Genomic DNA, 22,737 nt, shown 5'->3' with positions numbered 1-22,737 from the left:
TCAGCAGTGAAACGAAACAGCGCCGATGATAGTGTAGCATTTGCTATGTGAAAGTAGGACATTACCAGGCTCCAAATTGAGAAAGCCCGATTCGAAAGAGTCGGGCTTTTTTACGTCTGCAGGAAGTGAAAATACAGATGCAAGATAAAAGGTAACAGGTTAAAGGAAGAGAATTGATCAGAGCCTAATGCATACTCCATGCATCGGTTATGCATTCTCTATCGTTATCGGCACCATGACTCCAAACACGAAAAAGCCCGACTAGCAGTCGTTGGGCTTTTTCGTGTTTGGAATAAAGTGAAAATGCAGGTCAAGGTAAAAGGTAATAGGTTAAAGGAAGAGAGTTGATCAGAGACTAATGCCTACTCCATGCATCGGTTATGCATTCTCTATCGTTGTCGGCACCATGATATTCTACTGCCTTATCGCTACGAAGTAGCGCAGCGACTCTTAATACAAGAAAGTTCGACTTAATCAGCAGCTTTAGTCACTGTAAAAATATAATTTTGCTTTGTTAGTGGCTTTGATTTAGGATCAAAACAGTTTAAAACCAAGAATGATTTGCCTGTGTATAGATTATTAATTAGCGCCTTATCCATTTTCTTTTGTGTTTCTGTATCTGCAGTTGAAGTAACTGATCTATATCAAGATATTTTGGTCGTAGAAGATAAATCTCGTGATGCGCGTTTAGACGCTAGTCGCAAAGCGCTTCTTAACGTACTAGTAAAAGTGAGTGGTGATAAAAGTGCAGATGAAAATCAGATAGCACAGCAACGCACCAAAGATATATCTGATTATATGCTGAAATTTGAATACGATGAGCGTATTCCTGGAACGCTTAAGTTACTAGTTAAATTTGAAGCGCGAAAGATCAATGCACTAATAAAAGATCTTAATTTGCCGTTGTGGGGAGCTCAACGTCCACTGGTTGCTATCTGGTTAGGCATTGAAGATAACAGGCAGCGAGAGCTGGTTACTCAAGAGAGTTATCCTCAGTTAGAGCAACTGATTTACGACAAAGCAAGCCGCCGCGGTTTACCGGTTGTTGTGCCTTTACTCGATTTACAAGACAGACGGCTTGTTGGTGTCCCTGAAGTTTGGGGAAATTTTTCTGGGCCTGTAGAAGAGGCATCTAAACGCTACAGTGCTGAGCGAAGTATTACTGCTAGAATGTATCAAGCGTTTAACTCTGATAATTGGGTACTAGATTGGCGCTTTACCAATGATGAAATGTTTGAATCTAACCGTATCACTGGCTATAGACAGCAAATTGTTGCGCAAATGATTGATGATTTAGCACAAGGTTTAGCTGGTGAATATGCGATTGATCCTAATGCTTATTATGAGCAGCGTACTGCCAATTTAACTTTAAAAGGGACTGAGAGCTTTGTTGATATTGAATTGGCTAAGCGCCGCTTAATGAATCTAAGCGTAGTAACTCAAGCTGTTATTCTACGCAAAACACCCGATTCGGTTGAGTTTGAGCTTCATCATACGGGGACTGTGAGTGACCTTAAAAAAGCCCTTGGCCTGGATAACGCCTTTAAAGACTATGTTGATCCTCGTGCTTTTTATCACATAGTTGATGAGCAAAGCCTAGAGTATCAATGGGTTGTAAATTAATGCTAACTCAAGAGCCAATACAAATGGCATTGCCGGTTACTTTACCGGACGATGAAACATTTGCATCCTACTTTGGCGGTGAAGACTCACTTGAGGTAAATCATCTCAAAGATAGCTTTTCTAAGCTTGCTCACTCTTTTCAGTATACCTATTTGTGTGGCTTAGGAGATTCTGGTAAATCTCACTTACTATATGCCACTTGTATTCAGGCACAAGAGCGTGGCTTATCTAATATGCTACTTTCCATGCGCGAGGTCATTCATTTTGGACCAATGGTTTTAGATGGGCTTGAAGCATTAGATGTATTGTGTATTGATGATGTGCACTTGGTAGCAGGCAATGATGCATGGGAAAAAGCGTTATTTAACTTTTTTAATCGCTTTAATGAGCCCAATAAAATGCTGGTAGTGACTGCCGATTTACTGCCTAACATGCTTAATATTAGCTTGCCCGACTTAGAATCCCGTTTAAAGTGGGGCACTACGTTTCAAATTCGTTCTATGAGTGACGATGATAAAGCACAGGCGCTGGTTAAGCGTGCAAATATGCGTGGGCTTGAACTGAGCGATGAATGTGCGCGATTTTTATTAACGCGTTTGAGTCGTGATATGCGTGCTTTATTGGATGTATTAGACAAATTAGATCACGCATCCATGGCTGCACAACGAAAATTGACTATTCCTTTTATAAAATCAACGCTAAAGCTGTAGTAGGTCTAGAATCTAGACCCTGCTTTCAGTTATCATTAGCTAACTAAATTGTAATCACCTTCTGTGAAAGATCAGGTATCGAATGAACTTAGAAAACATATTAGCGCAAGCACTTGAGGCGGTAGCCAGTGCCAGTGAAATCGCGCAGCTAGAAGAGATCAGGGTTAACTATCTTGGTAAAAAAGGCGAAATTACCAGCTTACTTAAAACGTTAGGTAAAATTGCCCCTGAAGAACGTAAAGAAGCAGGCCAAGTAATTAACCAAGCTAAGCAAGACGTGCAAGTTGCGATTAATGACAAGCGTGAATTGTTAGCAAGTAAAGCATTAGAAGAAAAACTAGCAGCAGAAACAATCGATGTAACTTTACCTGGGCGTGTTATGCCATCGGGTGGTTTGCACCCAGTAACTCGCACCATTGAGCGTATTGAAAGCTTCTTTGGTGAACTTGGCTTTGCTGTTAAATCAGGCCCTGAAGTTGAAGATGATTTTCATAACTTTGATGCGTTAAATATACCAGAGCATCACCCTGCTCGCGCCGATCACGATACCTTTTACTTTAATCCTAAGCTGGTTTTACGTACTCAAACCAGTGGTGTACAAATTCGTACAATGGAAACTGAGCAACCGCCACTGCGTATTATTTCGCCAGGGCGTGTATACCGTAATGACTACGACCAAACACACACGCCTATGTTCCATCAGGTGGAAGGGTTGATGGTTGATACTGATGTAAGCTTCACTGAGCTTAAAGGTATTTTACATGACTTTTTACGTAACTTTTTTGAAGAAGACATGGAAATTCGTTTTCGTCCTTCATTCTTCCCGTTTACAGAGCCTTCAGCCGAAGTGGACGTGATGGGTAAAGACGGTAAATGGTTAGAAGTATTAGGCTGCGGCATGGTTCATCCTAACGTACTTAAGTCTGTAGGCATCGATCCTGAAAAATACACAGGTTTCGCTTTTGGTATGGGTGTTGAGCGCTTAACCATGTTGCGTTACGGCGTAAACGATTTACGTGCGTTTTTCGAAAATGACTTAAAATTCCTAAACCAGTTCCGTTAAGAGTGAAGAGATAAAATGAAATTTAGTGAAAAGTGGTTAAGAGAGTGGGTAAATCCTGCAATTGATACGCAAGCTCTTTCGGAACAGCTTTCAATGGCTGGTTTAGAAGTAGATGGCGTTGAGCCGGCAGCAGCCAAATTTAATGGCGTTGTGGTAGGTGAAGTGGTTGAGTGTGGCCAACACCCTGATGCAGATAAACTACGTGTAACAAAAATTAATGTTGGTGGTGATGAACTGCTTGATATTGTTTGTGGTGCACCAAATTGCCGCCAAGGTATTAAAGTTGCAGTTGCCACTGTTGGCGCAGTGTTACCAGGCGATTTCAAAATTAAAAAAGCCAAACTTCGTGGTCAGCCTTCACACGGCATGTTATGTGCGTTTGATGAGCTAGGTATTAGTGAAGAAGGCGATGGCATTATGGAATTGCCACTTGATGCGCCTATTGGTGCCGATTTACGCGAATATTTAGCGCTTGATGACAACATTATTGACGTAGATTTAACACCTAACCGTGGCGACTGTTTAGGTATTAAAGGGCTTGCCCGTGAAGTCGGCGTACTTAACAGTATTGATGTAAATACATTAAGCATTCCAGCGGTAACCCCGACAATTGAAGACAAAGTATCTATTGAGTTGGTTAACGATGATGCCTGTCCTCGCTATTTAGGGCGTGTTATTAAGGGCATTAACCTAGACGCTGAGACGCCATTATGGATGGTTGAAAAGCTACGTCGTAGTGGTGTACGTTCAATTGATCCGGTTGTTGATGTGACTAACTTTGTATTATTAGAGCTTGGCCACCCAATGCATGCATTTGATTTAAATGCGATTGATGGTGGAATTAAAGTACGTAGTGCAACCCCAGGTGAAGAGCTGGTTTTATTAGACGGTAATACGGCTAAATTAAATGAATCGACATTAGTGATTGCCGATCATCATAAAGCGCTAGCCATTGCTGGTATTTTTGGCGGTGAGCAATCGGGTGTTACTGAAAAAACAACTGATATTTTACTAGAAAGTGCATTCTTCAACCCAGTGGCTATTGCAGGACAAGCACGCAGCTATGGTTTGCACACTGATGCATCTCATCGCTATGAGCGTGGCGTCGACTTTGCACTACAACACGATGCCATGGAGCGCGCTACAGCGTTACTTCTGGAGATTGTAGGTGGTAACGCAGGTCCAATCGTTGAAGCTGTTGCTGCAGATAAGTTACCAAAAGTAACTGAAGTACGTTTACGTCGTTCACGTTTAGACCGTGTTATTGGTCATCACATTGACGATGCAAAAGTAACCGATATTCTTACGCGTTTAGGTCTTGATGTTAAATTTGACAATGATAGCTGGAGCGCTGATGTACCAAGCTACCGTTTTGATATTCGTATTGAAGAAGATTTAATTGAAGAAGTAGCACGTGTATACGGTTATAACAGTATTCCTAATGTGGCACCAACTGCAAAACTTAAAATGACCACACATGATGAGTCAACTGTTGCACTGAGCCGTTTTCGTAATGCGCTAGTAACCCGTGGCTATCAAGAAGCCATTACTTACAGTTTTGTTGATCCTAAAGCGCAAGCTATTTTACACCCTGAGTGTAATGCATTGGTATTGCCGCACCCAATTTCAATTGAAATGTCAGCGATGCGTGTAAGTTTAATGCCTGGCTTATTAGCATCTGTTGCCTATAACCAAAACCGCCAGCAACCACGTATTCGCTTATTTGAACATGGCCTTAAATTTATCAGCGATGAAAGCGCAGAAAATGGCGTTTACCAAGTGCCGGTTATTGGTGGTGTTATTACTGGGCTTGTGCATGGCGAGCATTGGGTTGAAGAAAAACGTAACGTTGATTTTTACGACCTAAAAGGGGATGTTGAAGCATTACTTGCTATTACCAATGATGTTAGCCGCTTTGAAATTAAAGCCGAGCAATCAGATGGCCTTCATCCTGGTCAATCAGCCGTTATTTATGTTGATGGAAAAAAAGTAGGTTTCTTTGGTGCATTACACCCTCAAGCGCAAAAATCGTTAGATATCAATAACGCTACTTTTGTGTTTGAAATTGAAATGTCGGCATTAGAAAAAAGAAATTTACCGCAGGCTGTTGGGGTGTCTAAATTCCCATCAAATCGCCGCGACATCGCTATTTTAGTACAAGACAGCGTTAAAATAGGTGATATTTTAAACGTCATCGGAAAAGTTGGCGGAAATCAATTGGTTGACCTAAACTTATTCGATGTGTATAAGGGCAAAGGTATTGAGCCAAATTATAAGAGTTTGGCGATTGCTCTAACACTGCAAGCGGTTGATAGAACACTCGAAGAGAAAGATATCAATCAGGTAGTTGATAACGTGGTGGCCGCACTGGCCGAAAAGTTTAATGCATCGTTGAGGGACTAGATATGGCGCTTACTAAAGCCGACATAGCTGAACACCTATTTGAAAAGCTCGGGATCAATAAAAAAGATGCCAAAGATTTAGTTGAAGCGTTTTTTGAAGAAATCCGCTCAGCGCTTGAAAAAGGCGAGCAGATTAAGCTCTCTGGATTTGGTAACTTTGATCTTCGAGATAAGAAAGAAAGGCCGGGACGTAATCCGAAAACGGGAGAAGATATCCCAATTTCAGCACGTCGCGTGGTTACCTTTAGACCGGGGCAAAAGTTAAAAACCCGTGTCGAAGTAGGCACTAGCAAAAAATAAACAAAAAGGCAGCGTAAGCTGCCTTTTTTGTATCTGTTTTATTATTTCCGGGGGGAGATAAACGTTCCTTGATCTATTTGCTGCAAAGTCTGCTCGGCTAACCTATCTAAACTCTCTAAATTCTTTCCTTGTGCTATTAACTGCTGCTCAATTAACAGTATATCAATATGTTCAATACCAGAAAACTGAGCTATTTTGGCAAAAATATAAGCATGTTTATATTGTTGATGTTTATAAAACAGGCTGATTAAAGACATATATATTTCAGGGTTCGGTTCATGCTTCGCTTTATTCAGCGCTAGCGTGTTGTATAAAAAATTAATCGCTTTTTCTTCATCAACCTTAATGTAATAAGACGCTAAGTAAAATTGCATCTCAGCACTTTGTTCAACTTCTGCAGTATGTTCTAAAGCGAGCAAACGTGTTAATGCACTTTCGTCATTGTTTCTTGACCAATGATAATAAAGCAAGCCCGGGTGGCTGGTGTGTTTTGTCTGTTGATAAATCCGTGCCATTTCCCTCATGCTCGTTAAGTGGGCATGTCGGCGAGCCGTGGTTTTGCTTTTTAGTTTTATGTGCTGAATGTTGGCTGCCAAAGCAATACATTGATTGTAATGCTCAAACGCTTTAAGTAATTGATATTTGTGTTCATCGGTTGGTTGTAAAGATTCAAGGTGACGAGAAAAAATAGTACGTTCTCGCTGCGCTTTACAGTGACTATCTTGGTTAAGATCATTACATATGGCCGGCGATTGAACGCAAATATCTTCAACGGTTAAAGATTCTTCACAGCCTGTAAGCAAAATTGCAAAGGCGAGGGTTATGCGCTTAAAAGCCATCCGAGTCTCTCAAATTATTAGGGTCTGTTGACCTTTCAAGGTTGAATTTGCAGCAGTCTGTTTGGTATTGAGACAAGGCAGAGCCTATGTGGTGTGGTTATTCCCCATAAATAGGCGATAACGTTGCATCAATGCCAAACAGGCGCTGCCCGAAGGGTTCTGCCTAGGGGCGATTTACTCTTTGCTGCCTACATGGATGTAGGTAAGGGGCGTGAGCAGGACGCGGAAGCTTTGCTCGGTTTTGACTTAGCCCACTAGGTTACAAACCTCGCACCGCGATTAAATTGTCCCTAGTTTGAACAAATTTTAATCCGCAAAGGTCAACAGACCCTCATATAGTATTATTCTAGCCTAAACTTTAGTCTCTAACAGTAGAGAATAAAATGAGATTAAATTAGAATAGACCTGCCCGAAGGAATGCGTTGCTCTCAAAATTCGATGCATTCTTAGGCTATCCGTTCAAAATTGTTTAATTAGGTAAAAAAAATGACCTCATCTCACGAGTTAGAATACACAAGTAGCTGGCAAGAACGTCAAGATTACGCAGAAAGCATGCAGCCTATTATTGGTAAATTGTACCGTAATCGTGGTATCGAAATCGCTGTTTACGGCCGTCCATTAGTAAATTCAAGCACTATTGATATTATCAAGTCTCACAAATCAGTAGCTCAATTTGAAGGGACTAAACTACGCCTACGTGAAAGCTTCCCATTCTTAGAAGCTATCAGCAAAATGGAATTAAATTCTGCCCGTATCGATATTGGTAAATTAGCATACAGCTATTTATACACAGATGCAGCGAATGGTCGTTCAGTAGAAGAGTTTGTTAAAGATGAACTTGCTGAAATTGTTGACTCTAAACCAAAAGCACCACGTGACGTTGTACTTTACGGTTTTGGTCGTATCGGTCGCTTATTAGCGCGTTTATTAATTGAAAAATCAGGCCCGTATGCCGATTTAAACCTTCGCGCTATTGTTGTGCGTGGCGGTAAAGATGGCGATTTAGAGAAACGTGCAAGCTTATTACGTCGTGACTCTATCCATGGTCCATTTAATGGTTCTATCACTATCGATAAAGAGCGTAATGCAATTAAAGCGAACGGTAGCTACATTCAAGTTATCTACGCTAACTCGCCAAGTGAAGTTGATTACAGCGCCTACGGCATCGAAAACGCACTTGTTGTTGATAACACAGGTATTTGGAAAGATGAAGCCGGCCTTGGTCAACACTTAGAATCTAAAGGGGCTGCAAAAGTATTATTAACAGCGCCTGCTAAAGGTAATATTAAAAATATCGTTTACGGTGTAAACAACCAAGATATTTTACCTGAAGACAAAATCGTCTGTGCAGCAAGCTGTACAACCAATGCGATTACGCCAACACTTAAAGCATTAAACGATCAGTTTGGTATTAAGAATGGCCATGTTGAAACAGTTCACTCATACACTAATGACCAAAACTTAATTGATAACTACCATAAAGCAGAACGTCGTGGTCGTGCTGCGGCATTAAACATGGTTATCACTGAAACAGGTGCAGCGAAAGCGGTATCTAAAGCATTACCAGAGCTTGAAGGTAAACTAACAGGTAACGCAATCCGTGTACCTACACCAAACGTATCGTTAGCTATCTTAAACTTGAACCTTGAAAAGAGTACAACGGTTGAAGAGCTTAATGCGTTTTTACGTGAAACAGCACTTCACTCAGACCTACGTGATCAAATTGATTACACAGCATCAACTGAAATCGTCTCTACCGATTTAGTGGGTAGCCGTTACGCAGGTGTTGTTGATTCTCAAGCAACGATTGTTGATGATAACCGTGTTGTACTTTACGTATGGTACGACAATGAGTTTGGTTATAGCTGCCAGGTAGTTCGCTGTATGCGCGACATGGCAGAAGTCTCATTCCCAAGTTTACCTCGATAAACACATGAGCTATTAAGAAAAGCCAGCACTTGCTGGCTTTTTTAGGCCTGAAGATTTTTAAAGTGAAGCGGTTATGGTACGCTTTATTAAATTGGGTACGCGTTTATACACTTTTAAAGTGCAGTGACACGTATTTACCTCTTGGCTAAGTGCCTTAGTCAAAGACACACAGTTAACTAATAGGTTTGTTGTAATGAAAATCAGTAGCAATTTCGACAGTGGTAATATTAAAGTTATTGAAGCCACCGATCCGTTAAATATTCAGCTAGAAATTAATAAAGATCACCAGTCTGAGTTTTATCAGTGGTTTCACTTTCGTCTTGAGACAACGCCTTATCAACTTCATCAGTTAAATATTAATAATCTTGATAAGTCTGCATACCCTGATGGTTGGGTAGACTACCAAGCTGTCGCTTCATACGACCGTCAAACATGGTTCCGTGTACCGTCTTCGTATGAAAATGGCACATTAACATTTGAGCTTGAGCCTGAGTGCAGCAGCGTTTACTTCGCCTACTTTGCACCTTACAGCTACGATCGTCATTTAGACTTATTAGCATGGGCGCAAAGCCAAGAAATTTGCCAACTAGAAACACTAGGTCAAACGCTTGATGGGCGTGACATGAGCGTGCTTAAAATTGGTCAGCCAAGCGCCGATAAAAAAGTAATTTGGATCACTGCTCGTCAACACCCAGGTGAAACAATGGCAGAGTGGTTTGTAGAAGGCTTAGTACACAAGCTACTTGATGATGAAGACCCTCATGCAGCAGCGTTACTATCAAAAGCGGTATTTTATATCGTGCCAAACATGAATCCAGATGGCAGTGTACGCGGTCACCTACGCACTAACGCTAAAGGGGTTAACTTAAACCGTGAATGGCAAACACCCAGCATGGAAAACAGCCCAGAAGTTTACTTAGTGCTTAATAAAATGCGCGAAGCCGGCTTAGACATGCACCTAGACATTCATGGTGATGAAGCCATTCCATATAATTTTGTTGCCGGTAGCGAAGGCATACCAAGCTATGATGCACGCCTAAAAGGCCTAGAGGATAGCTTTAAGGCCGCGCTTTTAACTATTACTCCAGAGTTTCAAGATACGCATGGCTACGATAAAGACGAACCAGGTCAAGCTAACTTAACAGTAGGTTCATCAGCCACAGCAGAAGAATTTAAAGCACTAACTTACACAGTTGAAATGCCATTTAAAGATAATAATGACTTACCCGATCCAGATTATGGTTGGTCAGATCGTCGTTCATATCAATTTGGTCAAGATACTTTAGCAGCCATTGTTAATGTTGTAGACAACTTAAGATAAAACGTTTGTTTCAAAGGGTATCAATAAATATTGATACCCTTTTTACTTTTAGCTAAACCAACCGTACCAAAAAATAAGAATCATTTACCCACCACAGCACTAAAACGTTTCAATACACCTTCTCGACAGATTTAATACCATATAGTCTAAATCAATTTGCACTTAGTTAAACGTTGATCTGGAAGGCTCAATATAAATAAACAATAAGTTGTTTTGAAAATTAACTGTTAACAAGGTTGGGCACTTAAGTTAATATCGATTGAACAATAAGAAAAACGAAAAAGATTAACCCCTTATTTCGTAAAGCTTATGACAGGTATTCTGAGTAGCAGAGTATGGTAATTAATAATAATAAATATAACTGTGAGGATGTTCATGGAAGCTTTTGTAAGCGCCGTTAATGATGTTGTTTGGAGTGATGCACTCATCTATTTATGCCTAGGCGCAGGTTTATTTTACTCCGTACTAACTCGATTTGCTCAAGTTAGACATTTTAAAGAAATGTGTAAGCTATTATTTAGCCCTAACACCTCAGAAAAAGGAATTTCATCTTTTCAAGCTCTTGCTGTTTCATTATCTGGCCGAGTAGGGGTTGGTAATATTGCCGGTGTGGCAGCCGCAATTGGTTTTGGAGGCCCTGGCGCTATTTTCTGGATGTGGGTTGTTGCTTTTTTAGGTGCAAGTACTGCATACGCGGAGTCAACATTAGGTCAAATTTATAAGTTAGAAGAAGACGGCCAATACCGCGGTGGTCCAGCGTATTATTTTGATCGTTGTTTAGGGCAAAAGTGGCTGGCTGTATTATTTGCTGTGTCGGCAATTATAGCCTGTGGGGTTTTCCTGCCGGGCGTGCAAGCAAATGCTGTGGGCAACGCATTCACTCAAGTATTTGGCGATGGCACTATGGTGTCTACAAGTTTTGGTGACGTAGGTAGTTTTAAACTGGTTGCGTTGGCCATTATTCTAATCGTTTTAGCGTTTATTATCTTTGGTGGTATAAGGCGCATTGCTAATTTTACGCAAATTGTAGTGCCATTTATGGCGCTTGGTTACATCGTATTGGCCTTAATTATCGTATTTTTAAATATAGACAAAGTCCCGGGTATTTTCTCGCTCATTATTGGTGATGCATTTACAGCCCAAGCAGGTTTTGGTGCTGCAATTGGCTGGGGTGTTAAGCGTGGAATATACTCTAATGAAGCCGGCCAAGGTACAGGTCCTCATGCGGCGGCGGCGGCAGAAGTTGATCACCCTGCACAGCAAGGTTTAGTGCAAGCTTTTTCTGTATATGTTGATACACTTTTTGTATGTACAGCAACGGCATTAATGATTTTAATGACGCAGCAATACAATGTAGTCGGTACTTTGCCAGAAGGGCAATTCATTATACAAAATGTTGATGCGGCAACTGAAGTGGGGTCAGCAGCATTTACCCAAATGGCGTTGTTTAGTGTATTTGGTAGCTTTGGCGAAGCGTTTGTAGGTATCGCTTTATTCTTCTTTGCTTTTACCACCATACTGGCTTATTACTTCATTGCTGAGACGAATATCGCGTACTTAAATCGCTACTTTAAAGGAAGTATTCCGCTTGTAGTAGTAAAACTTATGATTATGTTTATGGTAGCCTACGGCATGGTTAACAGTTCCGGTTATATATGGACTATTGGCGACATAGGCGTTGGCTTAATGGCGTGGATCAACATATTGGGTATATTAGCCATTTTCTTTGTCGCTAAACCGGCCTTAACATGTTTGAGTGATTATGAAGACCAGAAGAAAAAAGGTGCCCAAATCACATTTGATCCCGTTAAGTTAGGGATTAAAAATGCTACCTTCTGGGAAAAGCGCCTTGAAAAGCAATCTAAAGACGCTGAATAAACAGATCCCAATAACCTAATATCATCTATTGGGTTAAATTCAAAAAAGACAAAGAGCAATAAAACAAGTACAATGAAAAGCGCCGAAAGGCGCTTTTTTTATGCGTAGTATGGAGAGAGATGTATGGCGATTATTCGTTGCCCCAAATGTGCAAAATCAATTTCAGATAAACATTCGCAGTGTCCACATTGCCAAAGTAACGTTGCTGAATTAAATGCCGAGCAAGTTCAACAACTTCAACGTGAGCAGCGAATTAAAAAGCAGCAAATGTTTATGAACCACTCCTTTTTAGCGCTGATCTTATTTTTAGGTGGCTTCTTTTGTTTGTACTTCCTACAACCTCAAGAAAAAACACTTCAGTGGTATGCGTATACCTCGGCCATTGGCATTGGCTGTATTTGGTACCTTATTAACCGTATTATTTTAGTGACTCTGAAAAAGAAAAAATGACATGAATATTGACAACCTAGTACAGAATATTACTCCAGAATTATTTGAGCGCTTACAGTATGGCGCGGCAACGGGAAAGTGGCCAGATGGCACGCCTTTATCAGATGAGCAAAAGCAACAAACAGTGCAACTAGTGATGTTGTACCAAGCAAAAGTAGCACAATCAAACGAGCAGTTTACCATTGGTGCAAATGGAGAAATGATCCAAAAAACCAAAGCGCAACTACAAAAAGAATTCAAATCAGATAACGAAATAGCTAGGTTCAGTGAAAATGATCTTTAAACACCTTTTTACACCAAAATGGAAACACCCAAAGCAACAAGTTCGTTTAGATGCGATTGAAAAACTTGATGTGGCACGTGACGTAACAATTTTAAGCACCTTAGCCCTTGAAGACTCATCGGCTGAAATTCGTCGTAAAGCACTGCAAAAAGTAAACGACTTACCACTGTGGTGGAAAGCTTACAAACAAGATCAGGCATTGAAAGATGTTGCTGAACAACAAATCTCATCGGCTGTATTAAACAGTGAAAGTAGCTTGTCGGCGCAGATTAAAAATGAGTACATTGAACGCTTTGCACCGGTTAAAACCCTTGAAAAACTAGCATTTGCTGAAAAAGAACTGCAAGTGAGAGTTAAGCTATTAAAACGCCTAGCTAACCCTAAACTGATTGAAAAAGCCTTTAAAGAAGCAAACGAAGAGCTGCAAAAACAGTTAGTTGATTTAGTCATTACTCAGCAGTTAACTAAAGCACTGTTAAAGCATGCTCAAGGTGAAGCCAAAGTTGCGCTAGAAAGTCATCTTGAAAACGAACGTTTAGCGCTTGAAATGCCATCGCAAGTTGAAAACGCAACCCGTGTTATTTTAGCCAAGCTTAATGCATTGCGTGATAAAAATGACTACGCCATTGTTGACCCACAAGCTGCAGAACTCATGGCGCAGTGGCAAGCTCTTGAATTAAAATGGCTAAGTGAAGAACATGTAAAAACCCTTGATGCTAAATATATATCAATTACCGATAAGCTTGATGCTCACATTGCCACATTAAAAGCGCAACATGAAATAGAGCAGCAACGTTTAGCGCAGCAACAGCGCCAAGTGTTAGCGTTAGCTACGTTAGAAGCATTAAGTGAAGAAATTGAAAATGCATTGCAACTTGGATTAGAAACCCCAGAGCAAATTCAGCAAGATTGGCTTAATGCAAAAGTAGCACAAGCAAAAGACACACTAGATAAAACGCAATTGATGGCTGATCAGCAATCAAAACAAGTGATTAATAAGCTTGAGCAACTATTTTTACAAGTAGCCAAGTTACCTGAGCTAACTACGGCGATCAAAGAATATAAAATTGCCTACAGTACGCTTATTGAAATAAAACCTGCAGAGCAACTTAGCGATTACGATCAACAGTTAACAGCGTTCAATGACACATTTAAAACTGCACGTAGTCACCTAAATGTACTTAGCACTGATTTACAAGCGTCATTCAAAACTCAGCTTAACAGCCATAAAAAGCAATTTTTAGCCGCAATGAGCGAACTCACTAAGCCGCTTGAAAAAACGCAAAGCCAAGCTAAACGCAAGGCACGTGATGTAAAACGTTTAATTGAAGAAGGGCGCTTTAACGTTGCATTTGGTGTATTTAAAGGCTTCGAAGAGTTATTTAATGCCCTAACTGAGAAATACCAACAGCCGCTGGTTAATTTAAAATCAGACCTAGAAGCGCAATTAGCCGATGCTAAAGATTGGCAAAAATATGCGGCCGCACCAAAACGTGCAGCACTTTTAGAAGAAGTAACAGCGTTAGTTGATGAGCCGTGTAACGATCCACAACAGCGCGCTGATCAAGTTAAAGTACTTCGCAAGCGTTGGAACGAGCTAGGACGCCTTGATACAGAGCAAGAGAAACAACAGGGCAACGAGTTTGATGAAAAAATTGAGCTTTTATTTGCTCCTTGTCGCAGCTACTTCGCTGAGCAAGAAGTGCAACGTGAGGCAGCAAAAGCAGAGCGCGAGCAATTGATTGCTGATATGCATGCACTGCATTTACAAGCAACTGATACGGCTGATTTAGATTGGAAACAACTAGAAAGCAACTATAACCGTTTGCAAAAAGCATGGCGAAGTGTGGGTAAAGTTGATCCGAAAACATACCGCGTGTTGAACGAGCGTTATAAGGCAGAGCAGCAACAGGTTGTAGCGTCACTTAACGCGTTTCATAAAGGCAATGCCGCACTTAAAAATGAGCTCGTTGAGCAAGCACAGCAATTATCACAAAGCGATAATTTAGCAGACGCTTGCCAACAGCTAAAGCAGTTACAGCAACAGTGGCAAACCATAGGGTTTGCAGGCTTAAAAGCTGAAAACGCATTGTGGCAAAAATTCCGTCAGTTTAATGATGCAACTTTCACTAAACGAAGCGAAGAATTTGAACAGCAAAAGCGCGAACAAAGCGAGTCAGATAAGCTGGCAACAACTGAGCTGAATGAGCTTGAAGCAGCATTAAATAGTGTAGAAGGTAAAGCCCAATTACTTGACTTGCAAACCAAAGTTAAAGGGTATACACAGTTTAAATCGTTAACCCCTAAAGTGTCTGCTTTGTTATCAGCCATAGATGAAAAACTGACAGGCTTAGCGGCTAAAAATGAGCAAGCTAATTTAGATGCTTTATTTGTTGCACTTGAGAACAACGAGCCAATCCCGAGTCAATTTAATGGTGCAGTTAAAACAGCATTGAGCTGTGAGCAGCTGTTAACGCGTATGGAAATACTTGCGAGCGTAAGTTCGCAAAACTCATCGCAAAGAATGGTAGAGCAAGTAGCCATGCTTGATGATAAGCACCGTGGCGAACACGCTGATTTAAATTATTATTTAAAGCAGTTATTAGCACTCAGCGAGGGTTCAGTCACAGCTGACACACTAGCAAGGTTAAAAGTTATTTTTGCTATAAATTAAGCGCAATCACTTTTATCAACTAAAATGAAAAAGCCGCTATTAAAGCGGCTTTTTATTATGGTTACTTACTGCCTATACGATTAACCAATAGGGTTTTGCATGAAAATTTTTGTTTTTATTTCACTACTATTTTTAACTGCCTGTAACAGTACGCAGGGTATTTCGGTTTATTCATTTACAAATTCAGAGGTTGAGTCGTTACTAAATAAACAGTTACCTAAATTAAGTGAAAAAGTTAGCCTGATGGGCTTACCTGTGCAGTTTGATGTGAATGATTTAAGCGTTAATATTGGCCCAGATAATAGTGATTATGTTTTATTAGGTGCAGATTCTAGCGCCGAGATTAATGCTTTTGCATTAAAGTACCCAGTTCGCTTAAAGCTGCAAATACAGGGCACTCCTTTTTATGACAGCGAGAAAAAAGCGGTATTTTTACGTAATGTTAAGTTACTCGACTCAAGCATTGATGCCGGTGGCTTTAAAGGTAATTTAGAAGTGCTGGATAACGAGGCCATGGATGTAATGAATGCTTTTTTAGCCGTTAACCCCGTTTATAAGTTAAATATGAACGATCCTAAAATGGCATTATTAAGTAATTTACCTTTAGATTTAAAAGTAGTAGAAGGCGCTATTAAGCTAGTCCCTCGGTTATAATTTAGATCCAATAGGCGTAATAAAACGTATTAGTTGACCTTATTATTAATAGATTAGGTTAATTATGGCTAATGAGCGATCCGTTCCCACATCTCGACTTTCACGTTTTGCAAAGTTAGGCTCATTAGCCACTGGCGTCGCCACGAATATGTTAGTGGGCGGGGCTAAAAGTGCGCTTTCTGGTAAAGGCTGGGATAATAAAAGCTTATTGCTTCAGCCTAAAAATATTGAAAACCTAGCCACTCAACTCTCACACCTGCGCGGTGCGGCAATGAAGCTTGGGCAGCTGCTTTCAATGGATGCTGGCGACCTACTAACCCCCGAACTTGCTCAATTGCTGTCTTTATTGCGCTCAGATGCCAACCCGATGCCACACAAACAACTGGTTAGTGTTTTAAAAGAGCAGTGGGGAGAGGATTGGTTATCGCGTTTTTCTCATATTGAGCTCAGGCCGTTTGCGGCGGCGTCCATTGGCCAGGTTCATTTAGCTTATAAAGAAAATGGCGCGCAACTGGCAGTTAAAATTCAATACCCTGGAATCGCAAAAAGTGTAGTGAGTGACGTAGATAACGTGATCACTTTACTTACCTTATCGCGGTTATTACCTAAAGAGCTGGATATTAAACCCTTAGTGGCAGAAGCCAAGGCACAGCTATTAGCCGAGGCCGACTACACTCGAGAAGCTGAGTATTTAGCACGTTACAAAAACCTGTTAGCAGATAACGCGCATTTCAAAGTCCCTAGCGTGTATCCTCAGCACATTACTGCGCAAGTGCTAACCATGGAGTATGTAGATGCCAAGCCTATAGAGGGCATTACATATTTACCACAATCAGAGCGAAGTCGGGTTGCTGAGCAACTGATTGATTTATTTTTTAAAGAAATGTTTGTCTTTAATTTAATCCAAACCGACCCTAACTTTGCAAATTTTCATTACCAACCTGAATCACAAAAAATAGTATTATTTGATTTTGGTGCCACACGAGAAATTACCCCAGCACTAAGTAATGCCTATCTAGCTTTATTTAAAGCTGGTAGTAATAACGATCGTGAGGGGGTGCTCAATGCCGCCACCGATATTGGCTATTTTAAAGATTCCCTCAAAGACAATTACAAAGAAAAAGTGATTGATTTATTTTTAATGGCCTGCGAGCCACTGCGCTATAACGGCGAGTTTGATTTTAAAAATAGCGCGCTTGCTAGCAATATTAAAGATGCAGGCTTGCAGTTAAGCGCACAGTCGCAGCAATGGCATACGCCTCCTGTTGATGCGTTGTTTATTCACCGTAAGCTAGCGGGCTTGTATTTAATCGCAGCACGGCTAGAAGCAAAAATAGATATTAAGGCATTATTTAGCTATTACTAGGTGCTAAAGCAAGAGAGAATTGGCATAATACTCGCGATATTTCGCGAGGTCTGCAATGATAAAAAACTTTTTAAACGATCCTACTTTATTACTTAATGCGGTAGGTGAGGGCATATATGGATTTGATTTATCTGGTAATGCGGTGTTTGTAAACCCAGCCGCAGAGCGAATGACGGGTTGGACGGCCGATGAATTATTAGGAAAAAAAATACATCAATATCATCATCATAGCCATGCCGATGGCACGCCTTATCCTGCCGATGAATGCCAAATTTACTGCACCATGTTTGATGGCAAACGCCGCGAGGTTAAAAACGAAGTATTTTGGCGTAAAGATGGCAGCGCCTTTGCTGTTGAATATACCTCCACCCCTGTTTATAAAAATAGCCAGCTTATTGGTGCCGTGGCCGTTTTTCGCGATATATCAGCGCAGCAGCGAACCCAAACCGCGCTCCAAGATGCTTTAGCGCAAGTAAAGCATTTAAGCGAGCAGCTCAAAGATGAAAACGACTATCTTACTGCCGAGCTAAATCAGGATTGGCAAGACTCAGGGCTAGTAGGGCGCAGTGATGTATTTCAACGTATGTTGCAGCAAATACAGTTAGTGAGCGAAACCGACAGTACGGTGTTGATACTTGGCGAAAACGGTACTGGCAAAGAGCTGGTGGCGCGTAACTTACATAGATTAAGCAAGCGCAATGAGCAGGCGTTTATAAAAGTTAATTGTGCGGCGTTTACCCCTAGCTTATTAGAATCGGAGTTGTTTGGACACGAACGAGGCTCGTTTACCGGCGCAAATGAGCGACGTAAAGGGCGTTTTGAACTTGCTGATAAGGGCACTTTATTTTTAGATGAAGTGGCAGAGCTGCCGTTAGAGTCACAAAGTAAATTATTACGAGTATTACAAGAGCGCGAATTTGAGCGAGTAGGGGGCAGCCAAACCCTAAAAGTCGATATTCGTATCATTGCTGCAACCAATCGTAACTTGTGGGAAATGGTACAAGCAGGGCTGTTTAGAATGGACTTATATTACCGTTTAAACGTGTTTCCTATCAAAGTGCCAGCACTAAAAGAGCGAAAAGAAGATATACCTTGTTTATGTCAAAACTTAATTGTGCAAATAAACAAGCGGCTAGGTAAGCAATTACAGGGATTAAGTAACAAAGCTATTAGGCAACTACAAGCCTATGACTGGCCCGGCAATATCAGAGAGCTGCAAAACGTGTTAGAGCGAGAAGCTATTTTATCTACACAACCCACACTGCAGTTAAGTCAGCCGCTAAAAGCCGGTGATGCGAATGCTGTTAACCCAACGCTTACACTGGATGAGGCGCAAAGACAGCATATTATCTCCGTACTGATGTTATGTAACTGGAAAATTGCAGGCGAACAAGGCGCGGCAAATAAGTTGGGCTTACCAGAGAGTACGCTTCGCTCAAAAATGCGAAAATTAGCAGTGCATCGCACACGTTAACTCGCGATATATCGTGCATGTCGTTAAATGTCGCGAATTTTCGCTTTGGTGGTATGTGTAAAATCAATTAATATCAATAAGTTAAATTAACTTTCACTGTGGTCTGAAAGTTGCAAAATCGTACTTAATACCCGTCACTATTAAGTAAGTAACATGAAGTTTGATATTAAAGAAGAAGACATGATCATTAAGCCCTACAAAGAAGAAGGGCCGATTTATATACGCGAGCAAAAAGGGTTTTTTCAGCGTATACGCCGTAATTTAGGTTGGCTACTAATGCTCAGCTTTATCGCCATTCCTTGGATTCAATATAACGGTCAGCAAGCGGTTTTATTGGATGTGGCCACTCAAAAGTTTACTATTTTTGGCCTAACCTTATTACCTCAAGACTTTATGATTCTCGCCATGCTATTTATGGTGGGGGCGTTTGCGTTATTTTTTGTGACCAATTGGCTTGGCCGTGTGTGGTGCGGCTATACTTGCCCGCAAACAATTTGGATGTTGATGTTCTCTTGGGTGGAACAACGTATTGAGGGGACGCGTAACCAGCGTATTAAGCTTGATAAAAGCCCATGGGATATTACCAAGTGGCGTAAAAAAATTATTAAGCACAGTGCATGGCTGGTTATTTCACTCTTAACTGCCACTTCTTTTTTAGCGTATTTTATTCCAGCTAAAACCTTATACCTAGAAATGGTTAATTTTGAATGGTCTGGGATCACCAGTTTTTGGGTGTTTTTATTTGCATTTTGTACCTATGGCAACGCAGGTTTTTTACGAGAAAAAATGTGTACAGTAGCGTGTCCGTATTCGCGCTTTCAATCTGTTATGTTTGATAAATACACGCTGGTGGTAACCTATGATAGCGAACGAGGTGAAAACCGCGGCCCACGTAAACGTAAAGCCGATCCTAAAGCGCTTAATTTAGGTGACTGTGTAGACTGTAACTTATGTGTTGAAGTATGTCCTGCTGGGATTGATATTCGCAATGGACTGCAATATGAATGTATTAACTGTGGCTTATGTATTGATGCCTGTGACGATACCATGGATAAGTTTGGCTACGAAAAAGGCTTAATTAAATACGCCAGTGAAAAGCAAATGGCGGGGCAAAAAACTAATCCATTTAGGCTCAAGTTAGTGGGCTATGGCGCTTTAACTGCGCTGTTAATTATTTCTATGTTTGCTTGGATGCTACAACGTACGCCTATCGAAGCCTCAGTACTTAGAGACAGAAACGCACTGTATCGGGTAAATTATGAAGGGTTAGTAGAAAACCCTTATACACTCACCATCATTAACAAAACGCAGCAACCTCTGCATTATTCTATTTCAATTAGTGGGTTAGAAGGTGCGAGCTTGCAAAGTCCTAACGCTGTGTTGGTAGAGCCAGGGTTGATGAAAAGTGTTCCTGTAACGGTTACTGCCGATGGATATGATATACCCACGAAGGTGAGTAAGCTGCAGTTTAAAATTACCGCACAAGAGGACAATAGCATTTCAATTACTAAAGAGAGTCAGTTTTATAAAAACTAGCCCATTCGGTTTTTCGTTGACTATACCTCGGTCGTGTAATTAATTTACTCGGCTGAGGTAAGCTGACTTTTTATAAATGCCTTAGCGCTTGGCAAGTCATCAAATAAGCAATCTTGTAAATGAGCGTCACGTCCTGAGCTGTGCATAATACGTTGTAGTTGCCTTATGGCTATGGGAGAGGTGAGTATAAAGGCACTCATTATGCAATTATTTATCCCCATTGTTTGGCTAACATCGATCATATTTTTTTCAGCGTCAGGGGTGGCGGCCACAACGTCGGGCGAGTGGCTAATATAGCCCCAAGGTTGATGTTTAAACGTTGCAATGGTGTCTAACAGAGCGGCTTTAAAGTGATTTAATAACTCAGGGTTTAAGTTGCCTTTAAATTGCGCAATAACAATATTACCCTCAACATAAAAACTGTAACTGCCGTAATTATTTTTAAATTCCAATAACCGCTCCTTTGTCTGCACCTTACTATGTGCTGATGAATACCATAACTATTACTTATTAATAATGTAGTCCAACGCACCCGAAATTGCCGCAACTTGCGCTAATATGCACTCTTCAGGGTTGGCCGTTGCACTATCTGGGTAAACTTCAGTGGTTGTAACGTAGGTTGCATCAGATAACCCCATGCATAAACCTAACTCTTTTGCTGCATAGTTTATTACCCCAAATTGTTCTTGAGGTACACCAATTAATTGTTTATTTTCATCGCTTGGAGCGATGTGTGTGACCTTTTCAACACATTCAATAATAGCTTTTTGAAAAGCAGGCTCTGGTTTGTTGCTGTCAGCGACTAAATAAAAACCGTCTGGTATATTCCAATTAGTATTTATTTTACCTTCGCGCGCTGCAAGTGCAGGGCGAAATTCACTGTTATCTGAATCAGTGGTTTCATGCAAATCGATATGCGCGATTAAATCAGTATTTAAAGATTGCACATAATTCATTACCAATGCAGATTCTTGCGCTGGGCTGCCTTCATAAAAAGAACGGTTTGGATCAATTGCCTCTGGGTTCCAGCGGTTTATTGTTTCATAACCCCATGGGCTAATGCAGGGAGTAATCACTAGATTAAATTTCTCTGCGTATTGAGTTGCCAATGTTTTTGCAAACCTTAACGCACCGTGTACTCCGCTGGTTTCGTAGCCATGTACGCCGCCAGTGATTAGCACTGTGTGTTTATTTTTATCAAAGTGTTGGGTTTTTAATGCAAACAAAGGGTAACTGTTTTGAGCATAATTAAGTTCACCATATTGATCTACAACAAGCGTATCTTTTAGCTCATTAATTAGCGTTAATACTTCATCGTTATAACTACGTTTAATTTTCTGGGCTTCAAGCCATTGGAGTTTATGATTGTTATTCCACTTTTCACCAGGGTTGCCAATAGGGTAGGTACTGTTATTCATATTAAACCTTTACGTTGAATTATCTCTGCGGGCTATAGAGCACATAGACCATAATGACGAAAATAAAGCGTTAGCTTAACGCTGACTAAAATAGCGCGCAAGTATATGCGATAGTCACTGCATTAGTTAATGGCTGAGCTTGAATGCGGATAGTGCCTTTGTTGCATAAAGTCTTCTAAAAACCATGCAGCAAATTCATGTCGGCCTTCTACATCGGCTTTGCTGTAAATATCGGACGCTTGTTGGCGTACGGTTTTTTCTTTTGTGTTTCTTAGTACGCTTATTTCTTTAAAGCTTAAGCCTTTAAGTAATAACATCGCGACTTCTTGCTCACTGCGAGTCAATGTCCATTGTGAAAATTGGGTTTGAATAACACCACTGTATTCATGACGCGCATCCATCATTGCCTGTGATATGTTTTTAAGTTCTTTTTTTGAATGCACTAATTCTTGTTTCAGCGCATTAATATTGGCAGTACGCGCACGAATATCGCTAATTAAGTAAATAGCACAGGCTGCAGAAATGACAACGATTAAGCCCTCAGAAAAAATATGCCACTGCGGCACGCCTAAATGTATATCCGTTAGTACATCAAAAAAGTTTAGCACCATTATTATTAACAAGGTGGCTGCTATTAACTTGTCTCTCATTAAAACCTCTATTATCAATGCCTTATAAATACAATGGACAAATGTACCATAGCGTAATTTTCGCTATTTTTGGGTACGTTAAGGCGTTTGCCTGATGATTTAACCGTCTAAAAAAGTCATGGTTGATTCTATAAAATTAATCAAATGTGAACAAACGAAATGCTGTT

Annotated in this window: 19 protein-coding genes; 15 read left to right on the top strand and 4 right to left on the bottom strand. The window is 40.7% G+C overall.

Features of this window, described 5'->3' with window-relative positions:
- Positions 1-567 precede the first annotated feature (567 nt).
- From QL984_RS08470 to ihfA, 5 genes are all read left to right on the top strand, one after another.
- Positions 568-1,623 carry a DUF2066 domain-containing protein gene (locus tag QL984_RS08470; protein WP_024603125.1) on the top strand — a complete coding sequence of 352 codons (1,056 nt, stop codon included), beginning with the start codon at positions 568-570 and terminating at the stop codon, positions 1,621-1,623.
- The gene (gene hda, locus QL984_RS08465) at positions 1,623-2,333 is read left to right on the top strand and encodes a DnaA inactivator Hda (protein WP_024603126.1); all 711 of its coding nucleotides are present in this window, start codon (positions 1,623-1,625) and stop codon (positions 2,331-2,333) included. Before QL984_RS08470 ends, hda begins: the two co-directional genes overlap by 1 nt.
- An 82-nt stretch (positions 2,334-2,415) precedes the next feature.
- Positions 2,416-3,396 carry a phenylalanine--tRNA ligase subunit alpha gene (gene pheS / locus QL984_RS08460; protein ID WP_013464600.1) on the top strand — a complete coding sequence of 327 codons (981 nt, stop codon included), beginning with the start codon at positions 2,416-2,418 and terminating at the stop codon, positions 3,394-3,396.
- Between the two features lie 15 nt (positions 3,397-3,411).
- Positions 3,412-5,799 carry a phenylalanine--tRNA ligase subunit beta gene (pheT, locus tag QL984_RS08455; RefSeq protein ID WP_036956126.1) on the top strand — a complete coding sequence of 796 codons (2,388 nt, stop codon included), beginning with the start codon at positions 3,412-3,414 and terminating at the stop codon, positions 5,797-5,799.
- A gap of 2 nt (positions 5,800-5,801) precedes the next feature.
- Positions 5,802-6,098, top strand: coding sequence for an integration host factor subunit alpha (ihfA, locus tag QL984_RS08450; RefSeq protein ID WP_008114070.1), 297 nt, complete (start codon positions 5,802-5,804; stop codon positions 6,096-6,098).
- Positions 6,099-6,139: 41 nt separating this feature from the next.
- Here the strand turns inward: ihfA and QL984_RS08445 are convergent, their stop codons facing one another.
- Positions 6,140-6,937, bottom strand: a complete 798-nt coding sequence (locus QL984_RS08445; RefSeq protein WP_024603129.1) for a DUF2989 domain-containing protein — start codon at positions 6,935-6,937, stop codon at positions 6,140-6,142.
- A 486-nt stretch (positions 6,938-7,423) separates the two neighbouring features.
- Between QL984_RS08445 and QL984_RS08440 the strand changes: the two genes are divergently transcribed.
- The 10 genes from QL984_RS08440 (at position 7,424) to ccoG (ending at position 20,502) form a co-directional block, all read left to right on the top strand.
- Complete coding sequence (locus QL984_RS08440) at positions 7,424-8,866, top strand: glyceraldehyde-3-phosphate dehydrogenase (protein ID WP_013464603.1); 1,443 nt, start codon at positions 7,424-7,426, stop codon at positions 8,864-8,866.
- A gap of 193 nt (positions 8,867-9,059) precedes the next feature.
- Positions 9,060-10,187, top strand: coding sequence for a M14-type cytosolic carboxypeptidase (locus QL984_RS08435; RefSeq protein WP_036956129.1), 1,128 nt, complete (start codon positions 9,060-9,062; stop codon positions 10,185-10,187).
- A gap of 375 nt (positions 10,188-10,562) precedes the next feature.
- A complete protein-coding gene (locus QL984_RS08430) occupies positions 10,563-12,065 on the top strand; it encodes an alanine/glycine:cation symporter family protein (RefSeq protein WP_138764278.1) in 1,503 nt (500 codons plus the stop codon).
- A 123-nt stretch (positions 12,066-12,188) separates the two neighbouring features.
- Complete coding sequence (locus QL984_RS08425) at positions 12,189-12,515, top strand: hypothetical protein (protein ID WP_013464606.1); 327 nt, start codon at positions 12,189-12,191, stop codon at positions 12,513-12,515.
- Between the two features lies 1 nt (position 12,516).
- Positions 12,517-12,798 carry a DUF1315 family protein gene (locus QL984_RS08420; RefSeq protein ID WP_013464607.1) on the top strand — a complete coding sequence of 94 codons (282 nt, stop codon included), beginning with the start codon at positions 12,517-12,519 and terminating at the stop codon, positions 12,796-12,798.
- Positions 12,788-15,472: a DUF349 domain-containing protein gene (locus QL984_RS08415; RefSeq protein ID WP_036956133.1), complete on the top strand. Its 2,685-nt coding sequence runs from the start codon at positions 12,788-12,790 to the stop codon at positions 15,470-15,472. The genes QL984_RS08420 and QL984_RS08415 overlap by 11 nt, the downstream gene beginning before the upstream one ends.
- Positions 15,473-15,571: 99 nt before the next feature.
- On the top strand, positions 15,572-16,126 hold the full coding sequence (locus QL984_RS08410; RefSeq protein WP_036956135.1) for a DUF1439 domain-containing protein: 555 nt from the start codon (positions 15,572-15,574) through the stop codon (positions 16,124-16,126).
- Between the two features lie 64 nt (positions 16,127-16,190).
- Positions 16,191-17,492 (top strand): AarF/ABC1/UbiB kinase family protein, encoded by a 1,302-nt coding sequence (locus QL984_RS08405; RefSeq protein ID WP_036956137.1) that lies wholly within the window; start codon positions 16,191-16,193, stop codon positions 17,490-17,492.
- Between the two features lie 55 nt (positions 17,493-17,547).
- Positions 17,548-18,966, top strand: coding sequence for a sigma 54-interacting transcriptional regulator (locus tag QL984_RS08400; protein WP_036956139.1), 1,419 nt, complete (start codon positions 17,548-17,550; stop codon positions 18,964-18,966).
- A gap of 153 nt (positions 18,967-19,119) precedes the next feature.
- Positions 19,120-20,502, top strand: coding sequence for a cytochrome c oxidase accessory protein CcoG (gene ccoG, locus QL984_RS08395; protein ID WP_036956140.1), 1,383 nt, complete (start codon positions 19,120-19,122; stop codon positions 20,500-20,502).
- A gap of 44 nt (positions 20,503-20,546) precedes the next feature.
- On the opposite strand, the gene QL984_RS08390 is transcribed toward ccoG, so the two are convergent.
- The 3 genes from QL984_RS08390 to QL984_RS08380 all read right to left on the bottom strand — a co-directional run bounded on the left by QL984_RS08390 (position 20,547) and on the right by QL984_RS08380 (position 22,570).
- Positions 20,547-20,954, bottom strand: coding sequence for a hypothetical protein (locus tag QL984_RS08390; RefSeq protein WP_024601174.1), 408 nt, complete (start codon positions 20,952-20,954; stop codon positions 20,547-20,549).
- 51 nt (positions 20,955-21,005) lie between these two features.
- The gene (locus QL984_RS08385) at positions 21,006-21,920 is read right to left on the bottom strand and encodes a M14 family metallocarboxypeptidase (RefSeq protein ID WP_036956142.1); all 915 of its coding nucleotides are present in this window, start codon (positions 21,918-21,920) and stop codon (positions 21,006-21,008) included.
- Between the two features lie 122 nt (positions 21,921-22,042).
- The gene (locus tag QL984_RS08380; protein ID WP_138764277.1) at positions 22,043-22,570 is read right to left on the bottom strand and encodes a LuxR C-terminal-related transcriptional regulator; all 528 of its coding nucleotides are present in this window, start codon (positions 22,568-22,570) and stop codon (positions 22,043-22,045) included.
- Positions 22,571-22,737 lie beyond the last annotated feature (167 nt).

Origin of the sequence: Pseudoalteromonas sp. APC 3495 (genome assembly GCF_030407645.1) — a bacterium.
Lineage (GTDB): Bacteria > Pseudomonadota > Gammaproteobacteria > Enterobacterales > Alteromonadaceae > Pseudoalteromonas > Pseudoalteromonas tetraodonis.
Note: the sequence above shows the minus strand (reverse complement) of the source record. Positions and strands in the feature narration are given on the sequence as shown.